The sequence below is a fragment of the Cryptosporangium minutisporangium genome (genome assembly GCF_039536245.1).
In the GTDB taxonomy this organism is placed as follows: Bacteria; Actinomycetota; Actinomycetes; order Mycobacteriales; family Cryptosporangiaceae; genus Cryptosporangium; species Cryptosporangium minutisporangium.
Map to the genome: position 1 here is coordinate 1 of NZ_BAAAYN010000101.1, position 14,779 is coordinate 14,779.

The window sequence follows — 14,779 nt, forward strand, 5'->3', positions numbered from 1 at the left end:
CGTGCCGAGCGCCCCGGCCGTGCCGAGAGCCCCGGCCGCGCCGACAGCCCCGGCGGCGCCGACGGGCCCAGCCGCACCGGGAACTCCAGCCGCGGCCAGCCCGGCCGTGTCGGCGGGCTGGAGGAACTGCGTCAACTGCGTCGCGGTGGCCCGAGCCGCCGCCACCTGGGCGGCCGCGTTCTGCGCCGCGGNTGCGCCGCGGTGGCCTGGGTGGCCGCGAGTTCGGCGGGTGACAGTTGCCGGGCGCCCGGCGGAACGGCGTCGGCCGTCGGGACCCCCGCGGTGCCGTCCGGTGCGCCACCGGGCGGGACGGCGCCGGCCGCCGCGCCCAGATCGACCCCACCGACCCGGACGCCTGCCGGAACACCCGTCGCGCCGGGCACCACCGCGTCACCGACCGCCGGGCCCGCCTGACCGGGCACGCTGCCCTCGCCGGTGAACGCCGCGGCGAGCGCCGCACTGTCGGCGTTCGCCGTGATCGCGGCTTCGACCGCCGGCCGCGCCCCAGCGGCAGGCACCACGGTGAGCCCGGGTGTTCCGGGGGTCGGTTCGCCCTCGGCGCCGGCGAGCGCGGTCGCGCCGGTGCCGGGCAGTCCCTTCAACCCCGTGATGCCCGCGGGGCCGCTCAGCCCGGAGAACCCCGGCGCCCCGCCGGGCTTCAGGCCGGAGAGCGCGAACGTGGCGGGGTTGAGCACTGTGTTGTAAGCGCCGCCGGGGACGCCGCCCTCCGGCTCGGTGACGACCCCGATGCCGACGACGGCGACCGGCGGCGCGTCCGCGTTGATGTCTCCGGCGGTACCCGTACCCAGCGCGAGCTGACCGTGGGCCAGCAGCGCCGCGGGCAGCGCCAGCGCGCCCGCGGCATCCGTGGCCGGCATGCCGGTGAGCGTCGTGTGCCAGGTCTGGCCGGTCAGGACCGCACGCCGGTCGGTGTCCTCCTCCGATGGGGCGTTGCCCTTCCGTGCCTTCGGGCCTTCTCCCGAGGAGCCGCCCTCGGAGACGGAAGCGTCGTCGACGCCCTGACTGCCGGACGCCGCCTGCAGCGCGGAGACGAACTGCTCGTCCTGTTCCTGGCGCTGACGGTCGCCGTTGTCGGTTCCCGTCTCGCTGGTCAGCCGGGCCGCCGCACCGCTGTTCGCGGCGGCCATCGACATGTTCATGGTGGTGGCGGCGGGGAGCGGGAGGATGCTCACGATGCGTCCTTTCCGAGCGCGCGAAGGGCGTTCTGCACCTTGACGACGTAGGCCTGGGTCTCCGCGTACGGCGGGATACCGTCGTAGCGGCGGACCGCGCCCCCACCCGCGTTGTAGGCGGCGAGGGCCAGTGGCAGCGACCCGAACTCACTCAGGTGCTGCCGGAGAAGACGAGCGGCACCGTCCACCGCCTGGGTCGGAACGAACGGGTCGACGCCCAGCTCGCGAGCGGTGGCCGGCATGATCTGCATCAAGCCGCGGGCGCCGGCCGGGCTCACCGCGCCCGGGTCGTAGTTCGACTCGATCTTCGCGACCGCGGCCAGCAGGGCGGGCGAGATACCGCGGCGGGCTCCGGCGCTGGTGAACAGGTTGGCGTACGGCACACCGGCGAGCACACCCCCGCCGCCACCGGCGGACGACTCGCCGAGCGCGGCGGTGCGCAGCAGGCCGCTCGCGGAGTCGAGCGCCGAGTTCCGCAGTTCCTCGGGCGGCAGGATCCGGCGGATCGAGGTCGGCGTCTCGTAGACAGGGCCGATCTTCACCCGCTCGCCGGGCTCCGGCGCGTGCAGCATCTTGCCGTTGCCGACGTAGATGCCGATGTGCTCGTAGCCGTCGAAGACCAGCAGGTCACCGGGTTTCGCCTGCTTCATCGAGGGCACCGCGGTGCCTTCCAGACGCTGGTGGCGAACCAGCCGGGGCAGGTCGACGCCGAGATCGGAGAACACCCGCTGGACGAGCGCCGAACAGTCCAGGCCTTTCGCGGGGTCGGTGCCGCCGAAGACGTAGGGCACGCCGAGGTACTTGCGTGCGGTGCTGACGACGTCGAGGCCGGTCGGGCCGCTCGGGTTCAGCGCATTGCCGACGCGCGCGGCCGTGCTGCTGCCGGCGGTGCCCGCGCCGGCGTCGACCGACCCGGCGGCGTCGGCGCGAGCCGCGTCCAGGGCGCTCGCGAAGCCGGTCGGGCCGATTCCGGCGCCGAACCGGGTGGCGGTCTGCGCGATCTGGGTCTGGATCGCCAGCATCCGTGAAGAGACCTCAGCCAGTCCGGTCAACGCTGCCCCCCGCGCCCGCTGCCGGAGGGCAGCGGGACGTTCTCGTGTGACTTCGGGGTCGGCATCCGTGCCGGGTCCGTGCTCCGTGCGGGCGGTAGCGCCCCCACGCACCGCCGGGAGGCCCTGCTACGGCGCGTCGTTGCCCTCGACAGGAGTCTCCGTACTCTTCATCGGCGGTTTGACCCGCGACCTTCGGGTTGTCGCCAATTCGTCGACGAGGAGTTGGTCCTCGGCGAGCTCGGCGGCGGCCTGCTCGGCGGCGTGCCGTTCCTTGAGCTTCTCCACCGCGCGCCGGGCCTGGGAGGCGTCGGTGTACTCGCGGAGTTTCTCGGCGACCGCCTCCTGCGCCGCCGCGGTGACGCGGTTGGCCGCGAACAGCTCGCTCGCGAGCGCCTGCCTGGCCGAGATCGCGGCGATGTACGTCCGGGCCAGCGCCGCGTCCGGGAGGTGCCGTCCGCGCAGCACCTCGCCGCTGCGCTCGGCCGCCAGCTCCGCTTCGCGCAGCGCGGCCCGCGCGGCGAGCACTTCGCCGCGGACCGCGTCTTCCTTCGCCTGCCGAGCACGCAACACGGTGGCGAGGCGGAATCTCTTCTTCGGCATGTCCTTGGCGCCTATCCGGAGTTCAGCAGCTGGGCGAGGGCCTCCCAGGCGGCGCCGGCCGGGTACGGGTCACTCAGCGTCTGCCGCAGGAACGCGTTGATCGCGGGCCAGAGCTCCCGGGCGCGGTCGGCGTCCGGGTTGGTGCCCGGGACGTATGCGCCGATCTCCACCAGCTCGCGCACGTCCCGGTAAGCGGCCATCAGCCGTCGCAGCTCGGTGGCCATCGCCTTCTGCTCGCGGGTGGTGATCGCGCCGGACACCCGGGACACCGACTCCAGCACGTCGATGCTCGGGAAGTGGCCGGAGGTGGCGAGCTTCCGATCGAGGACCACGTGCCCGTCGAGGATCGACCGGGCCGTGTCGGCGATCGGCTCGTTCTGGTCGTCGCCCTCGACCAGCACCGTGTAGAGCCCGGTGATGGTGCCGGCCGACCCCGGCCCGGCCCGCTCCAGCAGCCGGGGGAGCAGCGCGAACACCGAGGGCGGGTAGCCCCGGGTGGCGGGCGGCTCCCCGGCCGAGAGGCCCACCTCCCGCTGGGCCATCGCAGTCCGGGTCAGGCTGTCCATCAGCAGCAGGACGTCCTTGCCGCGGTCGCGGTACCACTCGGCGATGCGGGTGGCGACGAAGCCGGCCCGCAACCGCACCAGCGGCGGCTGGTCGGACGTCGCCACGACGACGACCGCGCGCGCGAGGCCTTCGGGACCGAGGTCGTGTTCGAGGAACTCACGGACCTCGCGGCCGCGCTCGCCGATCAGCGCGACGACCGTGATCTCCGCCTCGGTGCCGCGGGTGATCATCGACATCAGGCTCGACTTGCCGACGCCGGATCCGGCGAAGATGCCGATGCGCTGGCCTCGGCCGCAGGGCACCAGCGTGTCCAGCGCGCGAACGCCGAGCGGCAGCGGGTAGCGGATCAGGCCGCGCTCCATCGCCGACGGGGGCTCACCCTCGACCGAAACCCACTCGCAGTTCGTCAGCGTCGGTCCGTTGTCCATCGGCCGTCCCAGGCCGTCCAGCACGCGGCCGCGGAGGGACTCGCCGACCTGGATCTGCAGCGGGGCGCCGGTGTTCACCGCCCGGTCGCCGGCGCCGACGCCGCCGAGTGGCCCGAGCGGCAGGCAGGAGAGCCGGGCGCCGTCCAGCGCCACCACCTCGGCCGCGACCGTGTTCGTGTCGCCGGCGATCGCGCCACCGCGGACGCCGGCGATGCCGCCGACCCCGCCGATCCGCACCAGGTCGCCGACCCGGCCCGGGACACCGACCACCGATACCGACAGACCCAGGACGGAGTCGACCCGGCCGGTGACCTCCGGCCGCGCCGCCCGGAGTGCCGGCGCCAGCCGATGCTGGAGCAGCCGGGTCACCACGGCTGACTCTCCGCGTCTACCATCCCCAGCGCTTCACCGACCCGCAGCAGTGCGGCGGACAGCCGGGCGTCGACCACCGTCGCGTCGCTCTCGGCGATCGCGTCGCCGCTGGCCAGCGAGGCATCGGGCTCCAGCGTCACGGTCCGGCCGTCGATCACCAGCGGCCCCTCGTGGTCGGCCTCGGCGGTGAGCGTCGCGTAGTCGGCCGGGTTGATCCGGACGAGCACCGGCCGTCCCACCGGCATCAGTTCCAAGGCTCTGGCCACCGCGTCCCGGCCGGGGGAGTCGGCGAGCGCGAGCTCCCGGCCGAGCACCGCCTCGGCGAGGACGAAGGCGGCGCTGACCAGCTCGTCCTCCATCTCGCGCGCACTCGGGACGGCCCGCTGCTCCAGCGCGGCCGCGGCCGCGCCGACCGTCTGCAGCGCCCGCTGCAGCGCGGCCTGCCGGGCCTGCTGGAAACGCCGCGTCTCCTCGTCGGCCGCCTTGCGGGCGGCTTCTGCCTCGATCTTCGCAGCTCGGCGTCCCTCGGCCCATCCGGCCGCGTAACCGGCGGCTTTCGCCGCCTCCTTCGCGGCGGCCAGCTCCGCGTCGACGCTGGCGGCCCGGGGAACCCGCGCGCCCAGCCTGCCGAGGTTGGTGTCGAACGAGGCGCTGACCGCGCCCTGCGCGGCCGCACCGCGCAGGAAACCGGTCGAGGTCGGGTCAGGGGACGAACTCATCGTCTTCTCCGCGCCGGATCGTGATCTGGCCGGACGCCTCGAGTGCCCGGATGTTCTGGACGACCTTCGCCTGGGCTTCCTCCACCTGGCGCAGGCGGACCGGGCCGAGCATCTCGATCTCGTCCGCGAGGTTCTCCGACGCCCGGCCGGAGAGGTTGCGCATGATCTTGTCGCGGACCACGTCGGTGACGCCCTTGAGCGCGGTCGCCAGGTCGGCGGACTCCACCTGCCGCAGCACCAGCTGGATCGACCGGTCCTCCAGGCCCACGATGTCCTCGAACATGAACATCTTGCTGCGGACCTCTTCGGCGAGCTCCGGGTTGAGCGACTCCAGGCCCTCCAGAATCATCTTCTCGGTGCCTCGGTCGGCGCGGTTGATGATCTCGACCAGCGGCTGCAGGCCGCCGACCGTCGACATCTCGGCCGGCTGGAGCACCGAGGACAGCTTGCGTTCGAGCGTCTCCTCGACCTGCCGGATGGTGTCCGGCGAGGTCCGGTCCATCACCGCGATCCGGTTGGCGACGTCGGCTTGCAGCTCCGGGGAGAGCCCGGACAGGATGCCCGACGCCTGGGTCGCGGTCATGTGGGCCAGTACCAGCGCGATCGTTTGCGGGTGCTCGTCCTGGAGGAAGGAGAGCAACTGTCGTGGCTCGGCCCGCTGCAGGAAGTTGAACGGGACGTCGGCGATGCTCTTGGAGAGCCGACCGACGATGTCCGCGGCCCGCTCCGCGCCGATCGACGCTTCCAGCAGGTCGCGCGCGTAGTCGAGGCCGCCCTGCCCGGCGTACTTGTTCGCGGTCGCCAGGTCGTGGAACTCGAACAGGACGTCGTCGGCGAGCTCGGTCTCGATCTGGCCGAGCCGCGCGATCTCGGCGGTCAACTCCTCGATCTCGTTCTCGCGCATCTGCGCGAGGACCTTCGCCGACGCGTCCTTGCCCATCTGGACGAGCAGGATCGCGGTCTTGCGCAGCCCGGAAAGCTCCTCCGTGGTGCTCATCGGCGGGCCTTCTCGCGCCGATCACCGAGCCAGCTCCGCAGCAGCTGCGCCACCTCCTCGGGTTGGCGCTCGACCATCTCGGCGATCTCCCGCTGACGGGTGTCCTTGTCCGGACCGTGGCGGGTGGGTCCGGCCTCCAGCGCCTGGGGCGTGTTCGCCGCCTCCAGCTCGCGCACCCGTTCCCGCTCCAGCGCGGCTTGCATCTCCTCCAGCTGGAGCCGTTCGGACGGGGTCAGCGTGGATCGCTGCTGCCTCTTGCGGTTGCGGCGGCTGACGAACGCGGCGATCAGCATCAGCAGCGCGATCAGGCCGATCGCGGCGCCGCTCTTGATCGTCGACATCAGCTGGGCCTGCCTCTCCGCGGCCTGGGACTCGGCCAACTCCTTCGCCGCTTCGTTCGCCGCCGTGGTGTCGAACGGCAGCGCGGTCACCGCGAGGCTGTCGCCGCGCGTCGCGTCCAGGGCGGCCGCGGACTGCACCAGCGTCTGGATCTGCGCGGTGTTGGCGGACGCGGCGACGTTGGAGTCCAGCAGAACCGCGATGCCCATGCGGCGGATCGCACCCGGCGCCGAGTTGCGGGTCTCGGTCACCGAGTTGACCGCGTTGTTCCGCGTCGTAGTGCTGTTCTCGTAGCTGTTGGCGCCGTTCTGCCCGGCCGGCACCTGGATGTTGTCCGGTCCGAGGACGCCGCCGACCGCGGTGCCGTTGCCGGAGAACGTCTCGGTCTTCTGCGACTCGGCCAGCGGCTGCGTGTTCGCGTCCGAGTTGTAGGTCTGGGTTTTGGTCTCCGTGTTGTCGTAGTCGAGGTCGGCGGTGACCGTGACCGCCGCCTTGCCCTTGCCGACGACCTGCTCGAGCATCGACCGGATCGAGTCCTGCATCTTGCCCTCGAAGGCCATGGTCTGCTTGGTGCTCGCATCGCCGCCGGCCGCGGTCGTCGTCTGGCCGCCCTTGGCCAGTACCGCGCCGTCGGCGCCGGCGAGCGTGACGTCCTTCGCGTCCATGCCTTCGACGCTGGAGGAGACCAGGTTGACGATCGCCTGGACCTGACTGTCGGTCAGATCCCTCCCGGCCGCGGTCTTGACCAGCACCGACGCGGTCGGCCGCTGCTCGTCGTCGGCGAACACGTCTTTCTGCGGAAGCGCCAGGTGGACGGTCGCGGCCTCGACGCCGTCGATCGACTTGATCGTGCTGGCCAGCTCGCCCTCCAGCGCGCGCTGGTAACTGACGTGCTGCATGAACTCCGACGTCGTCACGCCCTGCTTGTCCAGCAGCGAGTACCCGGTGTCCTCACCGGCGGGCAACCCCTGCCCGGCCATCTGGATGCGCAGCTCGTAGACCTGGTCCCGCGGCACCATGATCGTGCCGCCGCCGTCGGTGAGCTCGTACTGCACGTTCGCAGCGCCGAGGTCCTCGACGATCGCCGACGCGTCGGTGGGGGACAGGTTGCTGAACAGGGGGGCCATCGTCGGCTTGGACGCCCAGGCGGCGAAGAAGTATCCGCCCACCGCCAGGGCGATGACCGCGATGATGATCACCGCCTTCTGGCCCGGGGAGAAGGCTCTGAAGCCCTCTACCCCGCGCCGCAGTGCGCGCTTGAGGCGGTCGACCATCTACTCCAGCCTTCTTTTCACTGCATCCGCATGATTTCTTGGAACGCGGCCACGGCCTTGTCCCGCACCGCGACGGTCACCTGGGTGGCCAGCGAGGACTCCGTCGCGGCGATCGTGTAGTCGTGCACGTCGTTGAGGTTGCCGCTGGCGGCCCGGACCGCCAGCTCGTCCTTCCGGTTCTGCAGGCCCTGGAGGTTCTGCAGGCTCTCGGCGAGCTGGGCGGCGAAGCCCCGGGCGCTCTCGGAGGTGGCGTCACCGTTGTTCGCAGCGGCGTCGAGCGCGGTGGCCGCGCTGCCGCCGGTGCCGGTGACCCCCAGCCCTGCAGTACTCAGGCCGGGGACGACGACGGGCGCGATCGGGTCGGCGGCCCCGATGGTGTTGCCGGACAGCCCGATCGCGTTCAGCGAGCCGACCGCGCCGAGGGGTGGGATGCTCATCAGCCCTTCCCGAGTTGGATCGCCGCCTGGTACGAGTCGCGGGCTCGGTCGATCACGGCGAGGTTCGACTGGTAACCGCGCTGGGCCATGAGCAGTTGCCCCATCTGGTCGGCGAGGTCGATGTCCGGCATCCGGACGTAACCCTCGGCGTCCGCGAGCGCGTTGTCCGGCGCGTAGACCAGGCGACCCTCGGGGTTGCCCTCGACGATGCCGCCGACCTGAACACCGCCGGTGCCGTCGCCGTAGTCCACGGCCTGCGCGATGACCTGCTTCTCCCGGTAGGCCTCGCCGCTGGTCGGGCGGACGTCGTTGATGTTCGCGAGGTTGTCGGAGATGGCGTCGAGCCACTTCCGGTGCACCGTGACGCCGGTGCCGGAGATGCCGATGGCGGGAAAGAGCGTCATGCGGGTTCCTCTTCTGCGTCGTCGCGCCGATCCTCGAGTCGGCTGATCAGCCGCCGCTCGCCGCCACCGTGCGGATGCCGCCGTACTGGTCGTCCATCGCGCGGATCATCAGCGAGTAGCGCAGCTGGGTGTCGATGTTGGAGATGGTTTCGCGGTCGAGGTTGACGTTGTTGCCGTCGGTGCGGGTCGGCTCCAGCGAGCGGGCCAGCGACGGCTGTGTCGCCTGGTCGGCCAGCGCGGCCCGGCTGATCTGCGCCCGCGTCTCGCCGTTGAACCCCTGTCCGGCCTCGACGGCCTGGCGCAGGGCGTCCTCGAACTGGACACGTCCGGCGAGGAACTGCGGTGTGTTGATGTTGGCGATGTTGTCGGCCGTGACGCGCTGCCGCATCGCCAGACCGTCCAGGGCGGTCTTGAGCACGGTGGACGTGACCGATTCGAACACGGATCGACGCCTCCGTTCCATCGTTCGTGGGCGCCGATCCGTGGCGGTTGCGGCGAGTGATCCGTGCTCACCGGTGGAACAAAAGTCCTTACGGCGTTCCCGGCCCGTTCCTGAGAGATTCGGTCGATTCCGGGAGCAAATCGGGAGCGGTCACATCGCTCGGTCGAGGTACGCGGGGGGCGCGGCGCCGCTGTCGAACAGCTCGATCCGGCTGGTCATCGCGGCTTGCCGCCGGTTGACCGCCATCGCCCTGGCGATGCCCTCGGCGGCGGCGATCTGCCTGGCGAGAATGCGGTCGGCCCGCGGTCGCAGGTCGAGCGGGAGAGGCCCCATACCCTCCGGTGGCGTCCAGGGGTCGGCGGGCGGCGTGTCCCGGACGAACTGGTCGGTACGCAACAACTCCTCGACCTGGGCGATGTCCGCCTCCAGGTCGTCGAGGGCGGCGACCCACGCCGATCGCCAGTCGTTCACGGTCAGGCCGACCCGACGGCCATCGCGGCCTCGCGCCAGGCGTCCCGGAGCTCGCTCGCCAGGTCACGCGTCGACGCCGCTTTCCCGGCGTCCTGCTTGATGTTCGCCTGCACGAGTTCCTGCATCATCCAGCGGTAGAGCGCGGCCACGTTGTCGGCGCCCTCCCACGCGGTGAGGTCGAGCGTGGCGAGCAGTTCGCCGATGATGTCCTGGGCGTGCATCAGCCGCTCGGAGGCGACCGCCCGGTTGCCCTCCCGGATGGCTTCCTCGCCCTGGGTGATGTCGAGGACGAGCCGGTCGTAGAGCATCACCAGCAGCTTGGCCGGCGACGCGGTGTTGATACTGTCGGCCAGGTAGCGGGCGCGCATCGCACCTGCGGGGTAGCTCATCACGACCTTCTTCGTCGAGTACGGGTAGCACCTGTCACGAGCCGCCGCCGGACATCTGGCTGCCCAACCAGCTGGACTGGCTGGAGATCTTGGACAGGGCGCTCTCCATGCCGGTGAACTGCCGCTGGAGCGCGGTGCGGCGGTTGGCCAGAGTGGTGTCCCAGTCGAGGATCTCCTTGTTCAGCCGGGAGATCATCGTGGCGTTGCTCTTGATCTTCGTCGTCAGCGCACCGTCGATCGAGTCGGTGGCGGCCTTCCCCACGGTCTCCATCGTCTTCGCGAGCCCGGTGGTCACGGCCTCCTTGATCTGGCCCGGGTTGGTGTTGTAGGCCGAGACGAACGTGTCCTTGTTGAACGTGAGCTTCCCGTCCCGGGTGAGCTCGACGCCGAGCTTCTTGAAGCTCCCGAAGCTCTCCAGCCCAGCGACCGCTTTGTCCGCCCCGGTGCTCACCGCGCTGAGGATCTTGCCGGCGAGTTGTCGGACCGTGTAGTCGCCGGCGAGCGGCCCGCTGCTCGACTTCGCACCGCTGCTGGTGCCGGGTGTGCTCGCGGACGAGAGATTGATCTGGGCCAGCGCGCCGTTGGCGGCGTCCACCAGCGCCTGCATCTTTGCGGCCATCGTGTCGGTGTCGGCCACGACGCCGACCGTCGCCTCGGCGGGCGCCTTGGTGGCGGTGATCGTGACGCCCGGCATCACACCGGTGAACGTGTTGCTACTACTCGTCACCTTGAAGCCACCGGCGTTCGGATCGCCGACGACGAGTTCCGCGTCGCTGCCCTCGGTCATCACGGTGGGCGGGTCGTACATGCCGGTGACCTGGAAAGCGTTCGCGGCGCCGGTCTTCGTCGAGGCGATCTGCAGCACCGGGCCGTCGGCCGTCGTGACCACCGAAGCGCGGACGCCGAGGTTCGACGTGAGGTTGGCCTTGTTGATCGCGTCCGCGGCGCCCTGCGGCGTGTTCTTGTCGGGGTCCAGCACGATCGACGTGACCTGGTCGCCGATCGTGATGTCGAAGCTGCCGCTCGGCGTGACGGCCGTGTTGGCATCCGCGAAGGCCGACGTCATGCGGTGCGCCTTCGCGAGCGTCGTGACGTTGAACGTCATGTCGCCGCTCAGCGCCCCGGGCGAGGCGGTGACCGTGACGTCGGTCGAGCTGGACGTCGCCTTGGCCGCCTTCCAGGTGTCGGCCTTGAGCAGGTCCTGCGCCGCGGTCAGCAGCGACTTCATCTTCGTGTTGACGGTCTGGTACGCGGTGTTGGCCGTCGTGACGTCCGAGACCTTGCCGCGCAGCGAGTTCTGTGGCTGGGCCTCCACCTGCATCAGCGAGTTGATCAGCGAGGTGGTGTCGATGCCGCTGGAGAGGCCGCCGATGCTGGTGACCATTGCGGTTCCCCCTGTGGTGGTACGAGTACGACGGACCGGCCGCTCGGTGAAGAGGCAGAATCCGGTGCGAAAACGGGCAGGGGCGGTCCGCGGGCCGCGGACCGCCCCTGCTCTCGAAGCCGATGAGCTCCGGTGCGGGAGCTCAGCGATTACCGGTCAGGTCAGCCAAGGAGCCGAAGGACGCCCTGACCGCTCTGGTTGGCCTGCGCCAACATCGAGGTGCCGGCCTGCGACAGGATCTGGTTCTTCGAGAACTTCACCATCTCCGACGCCATGTCGGTGTCGGTGATGCTCGACTTCGAGGCGCTCAGGTTCTCGATCGCGACGTTGACGTTGTTGATCGTGTGCTCGAACCGGTTCTGGATCGCACCGATCGAGGAGCGGACCGCCGAGACGCCCTTGATCGCGTTGTCGAGCCGCTCGATCGCGTCGTCGGCTGCGGTGTCGGACAGCAGGTTGGTCCGGGTGGTCGGGTCGGCGGCCTCCGGGTCACCCAGGCCGAGGCCCTCGGCGTCCAGGCCTTCGATACCGGTGCCGGGAGCCCCGGCGTAGCCGGTCATCGTCTCGATGTTGCCGCCGCTCAGGTCGAGCGTGATCTGCGCGGCAGCGTTGGTGTTGACCGACGCGGAGTCGACCTGGAACTTGCCCTCGTAGTCCCCGCCGAGCAGCGACTGGCTACCGAACATCGTGCTGCTGGAGATGCGGGTGAGTTCCTTGCCCAGCGCCGAAAACTCGGTGTCGGCGGCCTTCTGCGCGTCGACGTCCTGCGAACCGGAGTTCGCCGCCTGGACAGCGAGGTCACGCATGCGCTGCAGGATGGCGGAGGACTCGTTGAGCGCGCCGTCCGCGGTCTGGGCGACGTTGACGCCGTCCTGAGCGTTGCGAGCGGCGACCGTGAGGCCACCGATCTGCGACTTCAGTCCCTCGCTGATCGAGAGGCCGGCCGCGTCGTCCGCGGCCCGGTTGATCCGCAGACCGGAGGACAGCTTCTCGAGCGAGCCGGAGACCGACTTGTCGTTGACCGACAGGTTCCGGTAGGCGTTCGCTGCGGAGACGTTGGTGTTGATGCGAAGGGACATTGCGGTTTCCTCCTGGACGAATGGTCCTTCTCATCGGCCCTTCCGTGGGCCGAACACTGAGGTCATCGCCCGTCCCGCCGCTCGTCTGAGTGTTTCGCGAAAAAGATTCCCCCGAACCCGCCGCCGCTGTCTTTGAGTCGAATGCGGGTTTCATGGTAAACCGCGCGTGTTCACGCGTTATGCGTCGATGAGCTGCCACTATGGGCGCATGGGCGGTCCGCAGCGCAGTGCGCAGGAGGCGAACCGGCTGAGGTCCCTCCGCGACCAACAGATCCTGGACACCGGCGCGGAACCGGAGTTCGATTCGATCGCGCAGCTCGCGGCCGAGATCTGCGAGGCGCCGATCGCTCTGATCACGCTGGTCGACGAGGACCGGCAGTGGTTCAAGGCGCGGGTCGGGTACGAACCGCAGGAGACCGCTCTGAACGCGTCGTTCTGCGTCCGCGCGCTCGACGTCCCCGACCTGCTGGAGGTCCCGGACACCCGCGACGACGCCCGATTCGCGGACAACCCGATGGTGACCGGGGAACCGTACATCCGGTTCTACGCGGGGTCGCCGATGCGGGTCAGCGACGGGCACGCGCTCGGCACCGTGTGTGTGCTCGACCGGACGCCGCGCACGCTGAGCGCGGCGCAGCGCAGGGCCCTGCGCGCGCTCGCGCGGCACGCCACCGCGGAGGTGGAGCTGCGCCGCTACGCGCACGAAGCGGCTGGTCACGCCGGGCGGGCGCAGGAGCTGGACGAGCTCAAAGATCGGATCCTCAGCACGGTGGGCCACGAGCTACGGACGCCACTGTCGTCGATCCGCGGATACCTCGAGGTCCTGCTGGACGACTCCGATCGGCTCGATCCGGTCCTGGCCCGGCAGTTCCTCGGGGTGATGCAGCGGAACTCCGAGCGGCTCCTGCACCTGGTCGACGACATGCTCACCGCGGCCGAGTTCGGGACCGGCGCGTTCAGCCTCCGGCTGGCCGACGTCGATCTCGCCGCGCTGGTCACCGCGGTGGTCGAGGAGAACCGGCCGCTCACCGACCATCAGCGGGTGCGGTTGGTGCTGGAAGCGCCGGAGCGAGTGGTCGTATCGGCGGCCCGCCGCCCACTCGAGCAGGCGCTGCGACACCTGCTGCTCAACGCGATCCGGTACACCGCGCAGGGGGAGATCCGGGTCCGGGTCGAGGACAACCCGGATCCCGCGGTGGTGGTCAGCGACACCGGGGCCGGCATCGCGGCCGAGGACCTGCCGCGGCTGTTCGACCCGTTCTACCGGTCGGCGGAGGCGGATGCGGATGCGGTGCAGGGCGTAGGGCTCGGCTTGACGGTGGTGCGGGCGATCGTCGAGGCCCACGGCGGTCGGATCACGATCGACAGCGAGCCTGCCCAAGGCACCACGGTCCGCCTCACTCTGTGCGCGGCTGGGCGGGCTCCATCGCCGTAGCGCGATGCCTGGCGTTTCACGCGCGCCAGAGGTCGTGGGGGTGGGCGCCGGGGCGGAAGCCGGCGGCTTCGACCATGGCGGCGGCGTCGCGGAGGCCGTCGGCCAGGTGCTCGGGCCGGTGCGCGTCGCTGCCGAACGCCAGCGTCTTCCCGCCCTCCTCCCGCCACCAGCGGACGATCACCGGGTCCAGCGGCACCCGGGTGTTCACCTCCAGTGCGCGTCCGCTGCCGGCCAGCGCGCGGAGCGCGTAGCGGTACTCCTCCTGGAACGCGCGCGGGTCGCACCGGCCCGCGGCGGCCGGCCAGTACCGGATCGGGTAGTCGATGTGGGCGAGCACGTCGAAGACGTCCGACCCGGTGGCCAGCCGCGCCACCTCCGCGAGGTAGTCCCGGACGACGGTCTCCGCGGCGAGCGCCGAGTACGCGTCGCCGGCGTCGTACTCCCGGACGCGGGTCCCGGCGGGGCCGTCGACCGGGTCCTCGGCATGCCTGATCGTGTGCACGGAGCCGAGCACCCGATCGAATCCGCCGAGATCCACGATCTCGGCGGTGCGGCGGGTGTGCCAGTGCGGCTCGCTGAGCTCGACGCCGGTCAGGATGCGGAGATCGGGGAACTTCTCGCGGCACCGCGCGACCTCGGCGAGGTACCCCTCGACGTTCAGCGCCGGGGGAGTGATCACGCCGTGCGCGTCGGTGTGTTTCGCCAGCCAGGCGGGGAGTTCACGCTCGGCGTCCACCAGCGTCGTGATGCCGAAGTCGGCGTGTTCGGTGAACGCGATCGACGGCAGCCCCAGCTCGACGGCGCGCGCGCACGTGCGCTCCATGTTCCCGAACGGCGCGTCCCAGCTGAACTGCGTATGAACATGCCCATCCGGCGGATACTGCACGGCCCCTCCAGAACGACGCTGCCGGCCGTCTCGCTCGGTTGCGACCACAGAACGGTCGCGGCCCTCACTGCGACGGACGGCAGCGCCGCCCTCGAGGGGCTCCACCGCCGTAGCGAAACACGCGCGCTTCGCGCGCGTCAAAATCGATTACCCGGCTGCCCGCGTAGGCGTTCCCAATGGGGTCGTGTGGGAGAGACGGGAGCGGAGGTCGCCGCGGGTGGCGACGTCGGCGTAGTACGCCGCGCGCCGACGAGCCACGCAACCTTCCGGCCGGTCGGCTCCGTTCACCTGCTCCGGGTCGAGCTGGCTGT

At 70.9% G+C, this 14,779-nt stretch carries 15 protein-coding genes; 1 reads left to right on the forward strand and 14 read right to left on the reverse strand.

Features of this window, described 5'->3' with window-relative positions; genetic code table 11:
* Positions 1–1,189: 1,189 nt before the first annotated feature.
* The 13 genes from ABEB28_RS41860 to ABEB28_RS41920 form a co-directional block, all read right to left on the reverse strand.
* Positions 1,190–2,215 carry a transglycosylase SLT domain-containing protein gene (locus ABEB28_RS41860; RefSeq protein ID WP_345733882.1) on the reverse strand — a complete coding sequence of 342 codons (1,026 nt, stop codon included), beginning with the start codon at positions 2,213–2,215 and terminating at the stop codon, positions 1,190–1,192.
* 156 nt (positions 2,216–2,371) lie between these two features.
* Positions 2,372–2,845, reverse strand: coding sequence for a flagellar export protein FliJ (locus tag ABEB28_RS41865; protein WP_345733883.1), 474 nt, complete (start codon positions 2,843–2,845; stop codon positions 2,372–2,374).
* An 11-nt stretch (positions 2,846–2,856) separates the two neighbouring features.
* Complete coding sequence (locus tag ABEB28_RS41870) at positions 2,857–4,209, reverse strand: FliI/YscN family ATPase (RefSeq protein ID WP_345733884.1); 1,353 nt, start codon at positions 4,207–4,209, stop codon at positions 2,857–2,859.
* Complete coding sequence (locus tag ABEB28_RS41875; RefSeq protein ID WP_345733885.1) at positions 4,206–4,931, reverse strand: FliH/SctL family protein; 726 nt, start codon at positions 4,929–4,931, stop codon at positions 4,206–4,208. The genes ABEB28_RS41870 and ABEB28_RS41875 overlap by 4 nt, the downstream gene beginning before the upstream one ends.
* Positions 4,915–5,928: a flagellar motor switch protein FliG gene (fliG, locus tag ABEB28_RS41880; protein ID WP_345733886.1), complete on the reverse strand. Its 1,014-nt coding sequence runs from the start codon at positions 5,926–5,928 to the stop codon at positions 4,915–4,917. The genes ABEB28_RS41875 and fliG overlap by 17 nt, the downstream gene beginning before the upstream one ends.
* Positions 5,925–7,541, reverse strand: coding sequence for a flagellar basal-body MS-ring/collar protein FliF (gene fliF / locus ABEB28_RS41885; protein WP_345733887.1), 1,617 nt, complete (start codon positions 7,539–7,541; stop codon positions 5,925–5,927). The genes fliG and fliF overlap by 4 nt, the downstream gene beginning before the upstream one ends.
* 17 nt (positions 7,542–7,558) lie before the next feature.
* Positions 7,559–7,978 carry a flagellar hook-basal body complex protein FliE gene (gene fliE, locus ABEB28_RS41890; protein WP_345733888.1) on the reverse strand — a complete coding sequence of 140 codons (420 nt, stop codon included), beginning with the start codon at positions 7,976–7,978 and terminating at the stop codon, positions 7,559–7,561.
* Positions 7,978–8,382: a flagellar basal body rod protein FlgC gene (locus ABEB28_RS41895; protein ID WP_345733889.1), complete on the reverse strand. Its 405-nt coding sequence runs from the start codon at positions 8,380–8,382 to the stop codon at positions 7,978–7,980. Before ABEB28_RS41895 ends, fliE begins: the two co-directional genes overlap by 1 nt.
* A 46-nt stretch (positions 8,383–8,428) precedes the next feature.
* A complete protein-coding gene (gene flgB, locus ABEB28_RS41900) occupies positions 8,429–8,824 on the reverse strand; it encodes a flagellar basal body rod protein FlgB (protein ID WP_345733890.1) in 396 nt (131 codons plus the stop codon).
* A 150-nt stretch (positions 8,825–8,974) separates the two neighbouring features.
* A complete protein-coding gene (locus tag ABEB28_RS41905; RefSeq protein WP_345733891.1) occupies positions 8,975–9,295 on the reverse strand; it encodes a hypothetical protein in 321 nt (106 codons plus the stop codon).
* A gap of 2 nt (positions 9,296–9,297) precedes the next feature.
* Positions 9,298–9,684 (reverse strand): flagellar export chaperone FliS, encoded by a 387-nt coding sequence (gene fliS, locus ABEB28_RS41910; protein WP_345733892.1) that lies wholly within the window; start codon positions 9,682–9,684, stop codon positions 9,298–9,300.
* A 34-nt stretch (positions 9,685–9,718) separates the two neighbouring features.
* Positions 9,719–11,068 carry a flagellar filament capping protein FliD gene (gene fliD / locus ABEB28_RS41915; RefSeq protein WP_345733893.1) on the reverse strand — a complete coding sequence of 450 codons (1,350 nt, stop codon included), beginning with the start codon at positions 11,066–11,068 and terminating at the stop codon, positions 9,719–9,721.
* Between the two features lie 161 nt (positions 11,069–11,229).
* On the reverse strand, positions 11,230–12,147 hold the full coding sequence (locus ABEB28_RS41920; protein ID WP_345733894.1) for a flagellin N-terminal helical domain-containing protein: 918 nt from the start codon (positions 12,145–12,147) through the stop codon (positions 11,230–11,232).
* A gap of 208 nt (positions 12,148–12,355) precedes the next feature.
* On the opposite strand from ABEB28_RS41920, the gene ABEB28_RS41925 reads away from it, so the two are divergent.
* The gene (locus ABEB28_RS41925; RefSeq protein WP_345733895.1) at positions 12,356–13,582 is read left to right on the forward strand and encodes a GAF domain-containing sensor histidine kinase; all 1,227 of its coding nucleotides are present in this window, start codon (positions 12,356–12,358) and stop codon (positions 13,580–13,582) included.
* A 16-nt stretch (positions 13,583–13,598) separates the two neighbouring features.
* On the opposite strand, the gene ABEB28_RS41930 is transcribed toward ABEB28_RS41925, so the two are convergent.
* On the reverse strand, positions 13,599–14,516 hold the full coding sequence (locus ABEB28_RS41930; protein ID WP_345733896.1) for a PHP domain-containing protein: 918 nt from the start codon (positions 14,514–14,516) through the stop codon (positions 13,599–13,601).
* Positions 14,517–14,779 lie beyond the last annotated feature (263 nt).

Bases quoted from the DNA above. Each gene is read 5' to 3' on its own strand.
- ABEB28_RS41860 (WP_345733882.1), bottom strand. From the start codon at position 2,215: ATGCTGGCGATCCAGACCCAGATCGCGCAGACCGCCACCCGGTTCGGC.
- ABEB28_RS41865 (WP_345733883.1), bottom strand. From the start codon at position 2,845: ATGCCGAAGAAGAGATTCCGCCTCGCCACCGTGTTGCGTGCTCGGCAG.
- ABEB28_RS41875 (WP_345733885.1), bottom strand. From the start codon at position 4,931: ATGAGTTCGTCCCCTGACCCGACCTCGACCGGTTTCCTGCGCGGTGCG.
- fliG (WP_345733886.1), bottom strand. From the start codon at position 5,928: ATGAGCACCACGGAGGAGCTTTCCGGGCTGCGCAAGACCGCGATCCTG.
- fliF (WP_345733887.1), bottom strand. From the start codon at position 7,541: ATGGTCGACCGCCTCAAGCGCGCACTGCGGCGCGGGGTAGAGGGCTTC.
- fliE (WP_345733888.1), bottom strand. From the start codon at position 7,978: ATGAGCATCCCACCCCTCGGCGCGGTCGGCTCGCTGAACGCGATCGGG.
- ABEB28_RS41895 (WP_345733889.1), bottom strand. From the start codon at position 8,382: ATGACGCTCTTTCCCGCCATCGGCATCTCCGGCACCGGCGTCACGGTG.
- fliS (WP_345733892.1), bottom strand. From the start codon at position 9,684: ATGAGCTACCCCGCAGGTGCGATGCGCGCCCGCTACCTGGCCGACAGT.
- fliD (WP_345733893.1), bottom strand. From the start codon at position 11,068: ATGGTCACCAGCATCGGCGGCCTCTCCAGCGGCATCGACACCACCTCG.
- ABEB28_RS41920 (WP_345733894.1), bottom strand. From the start codon at position 12,147: ATGTCCCTTCGCATCAACACCAACGTCTCCGCAGCGAACGCCTACCGG.
- ABEB28_RS41925 (WP_345733895.1), top strand. From the start codon at position 12,356: ATGGGCGGTCCGCAGCGCAGTGCGCAGGAGGCGAACCGGCTGAGGTCC.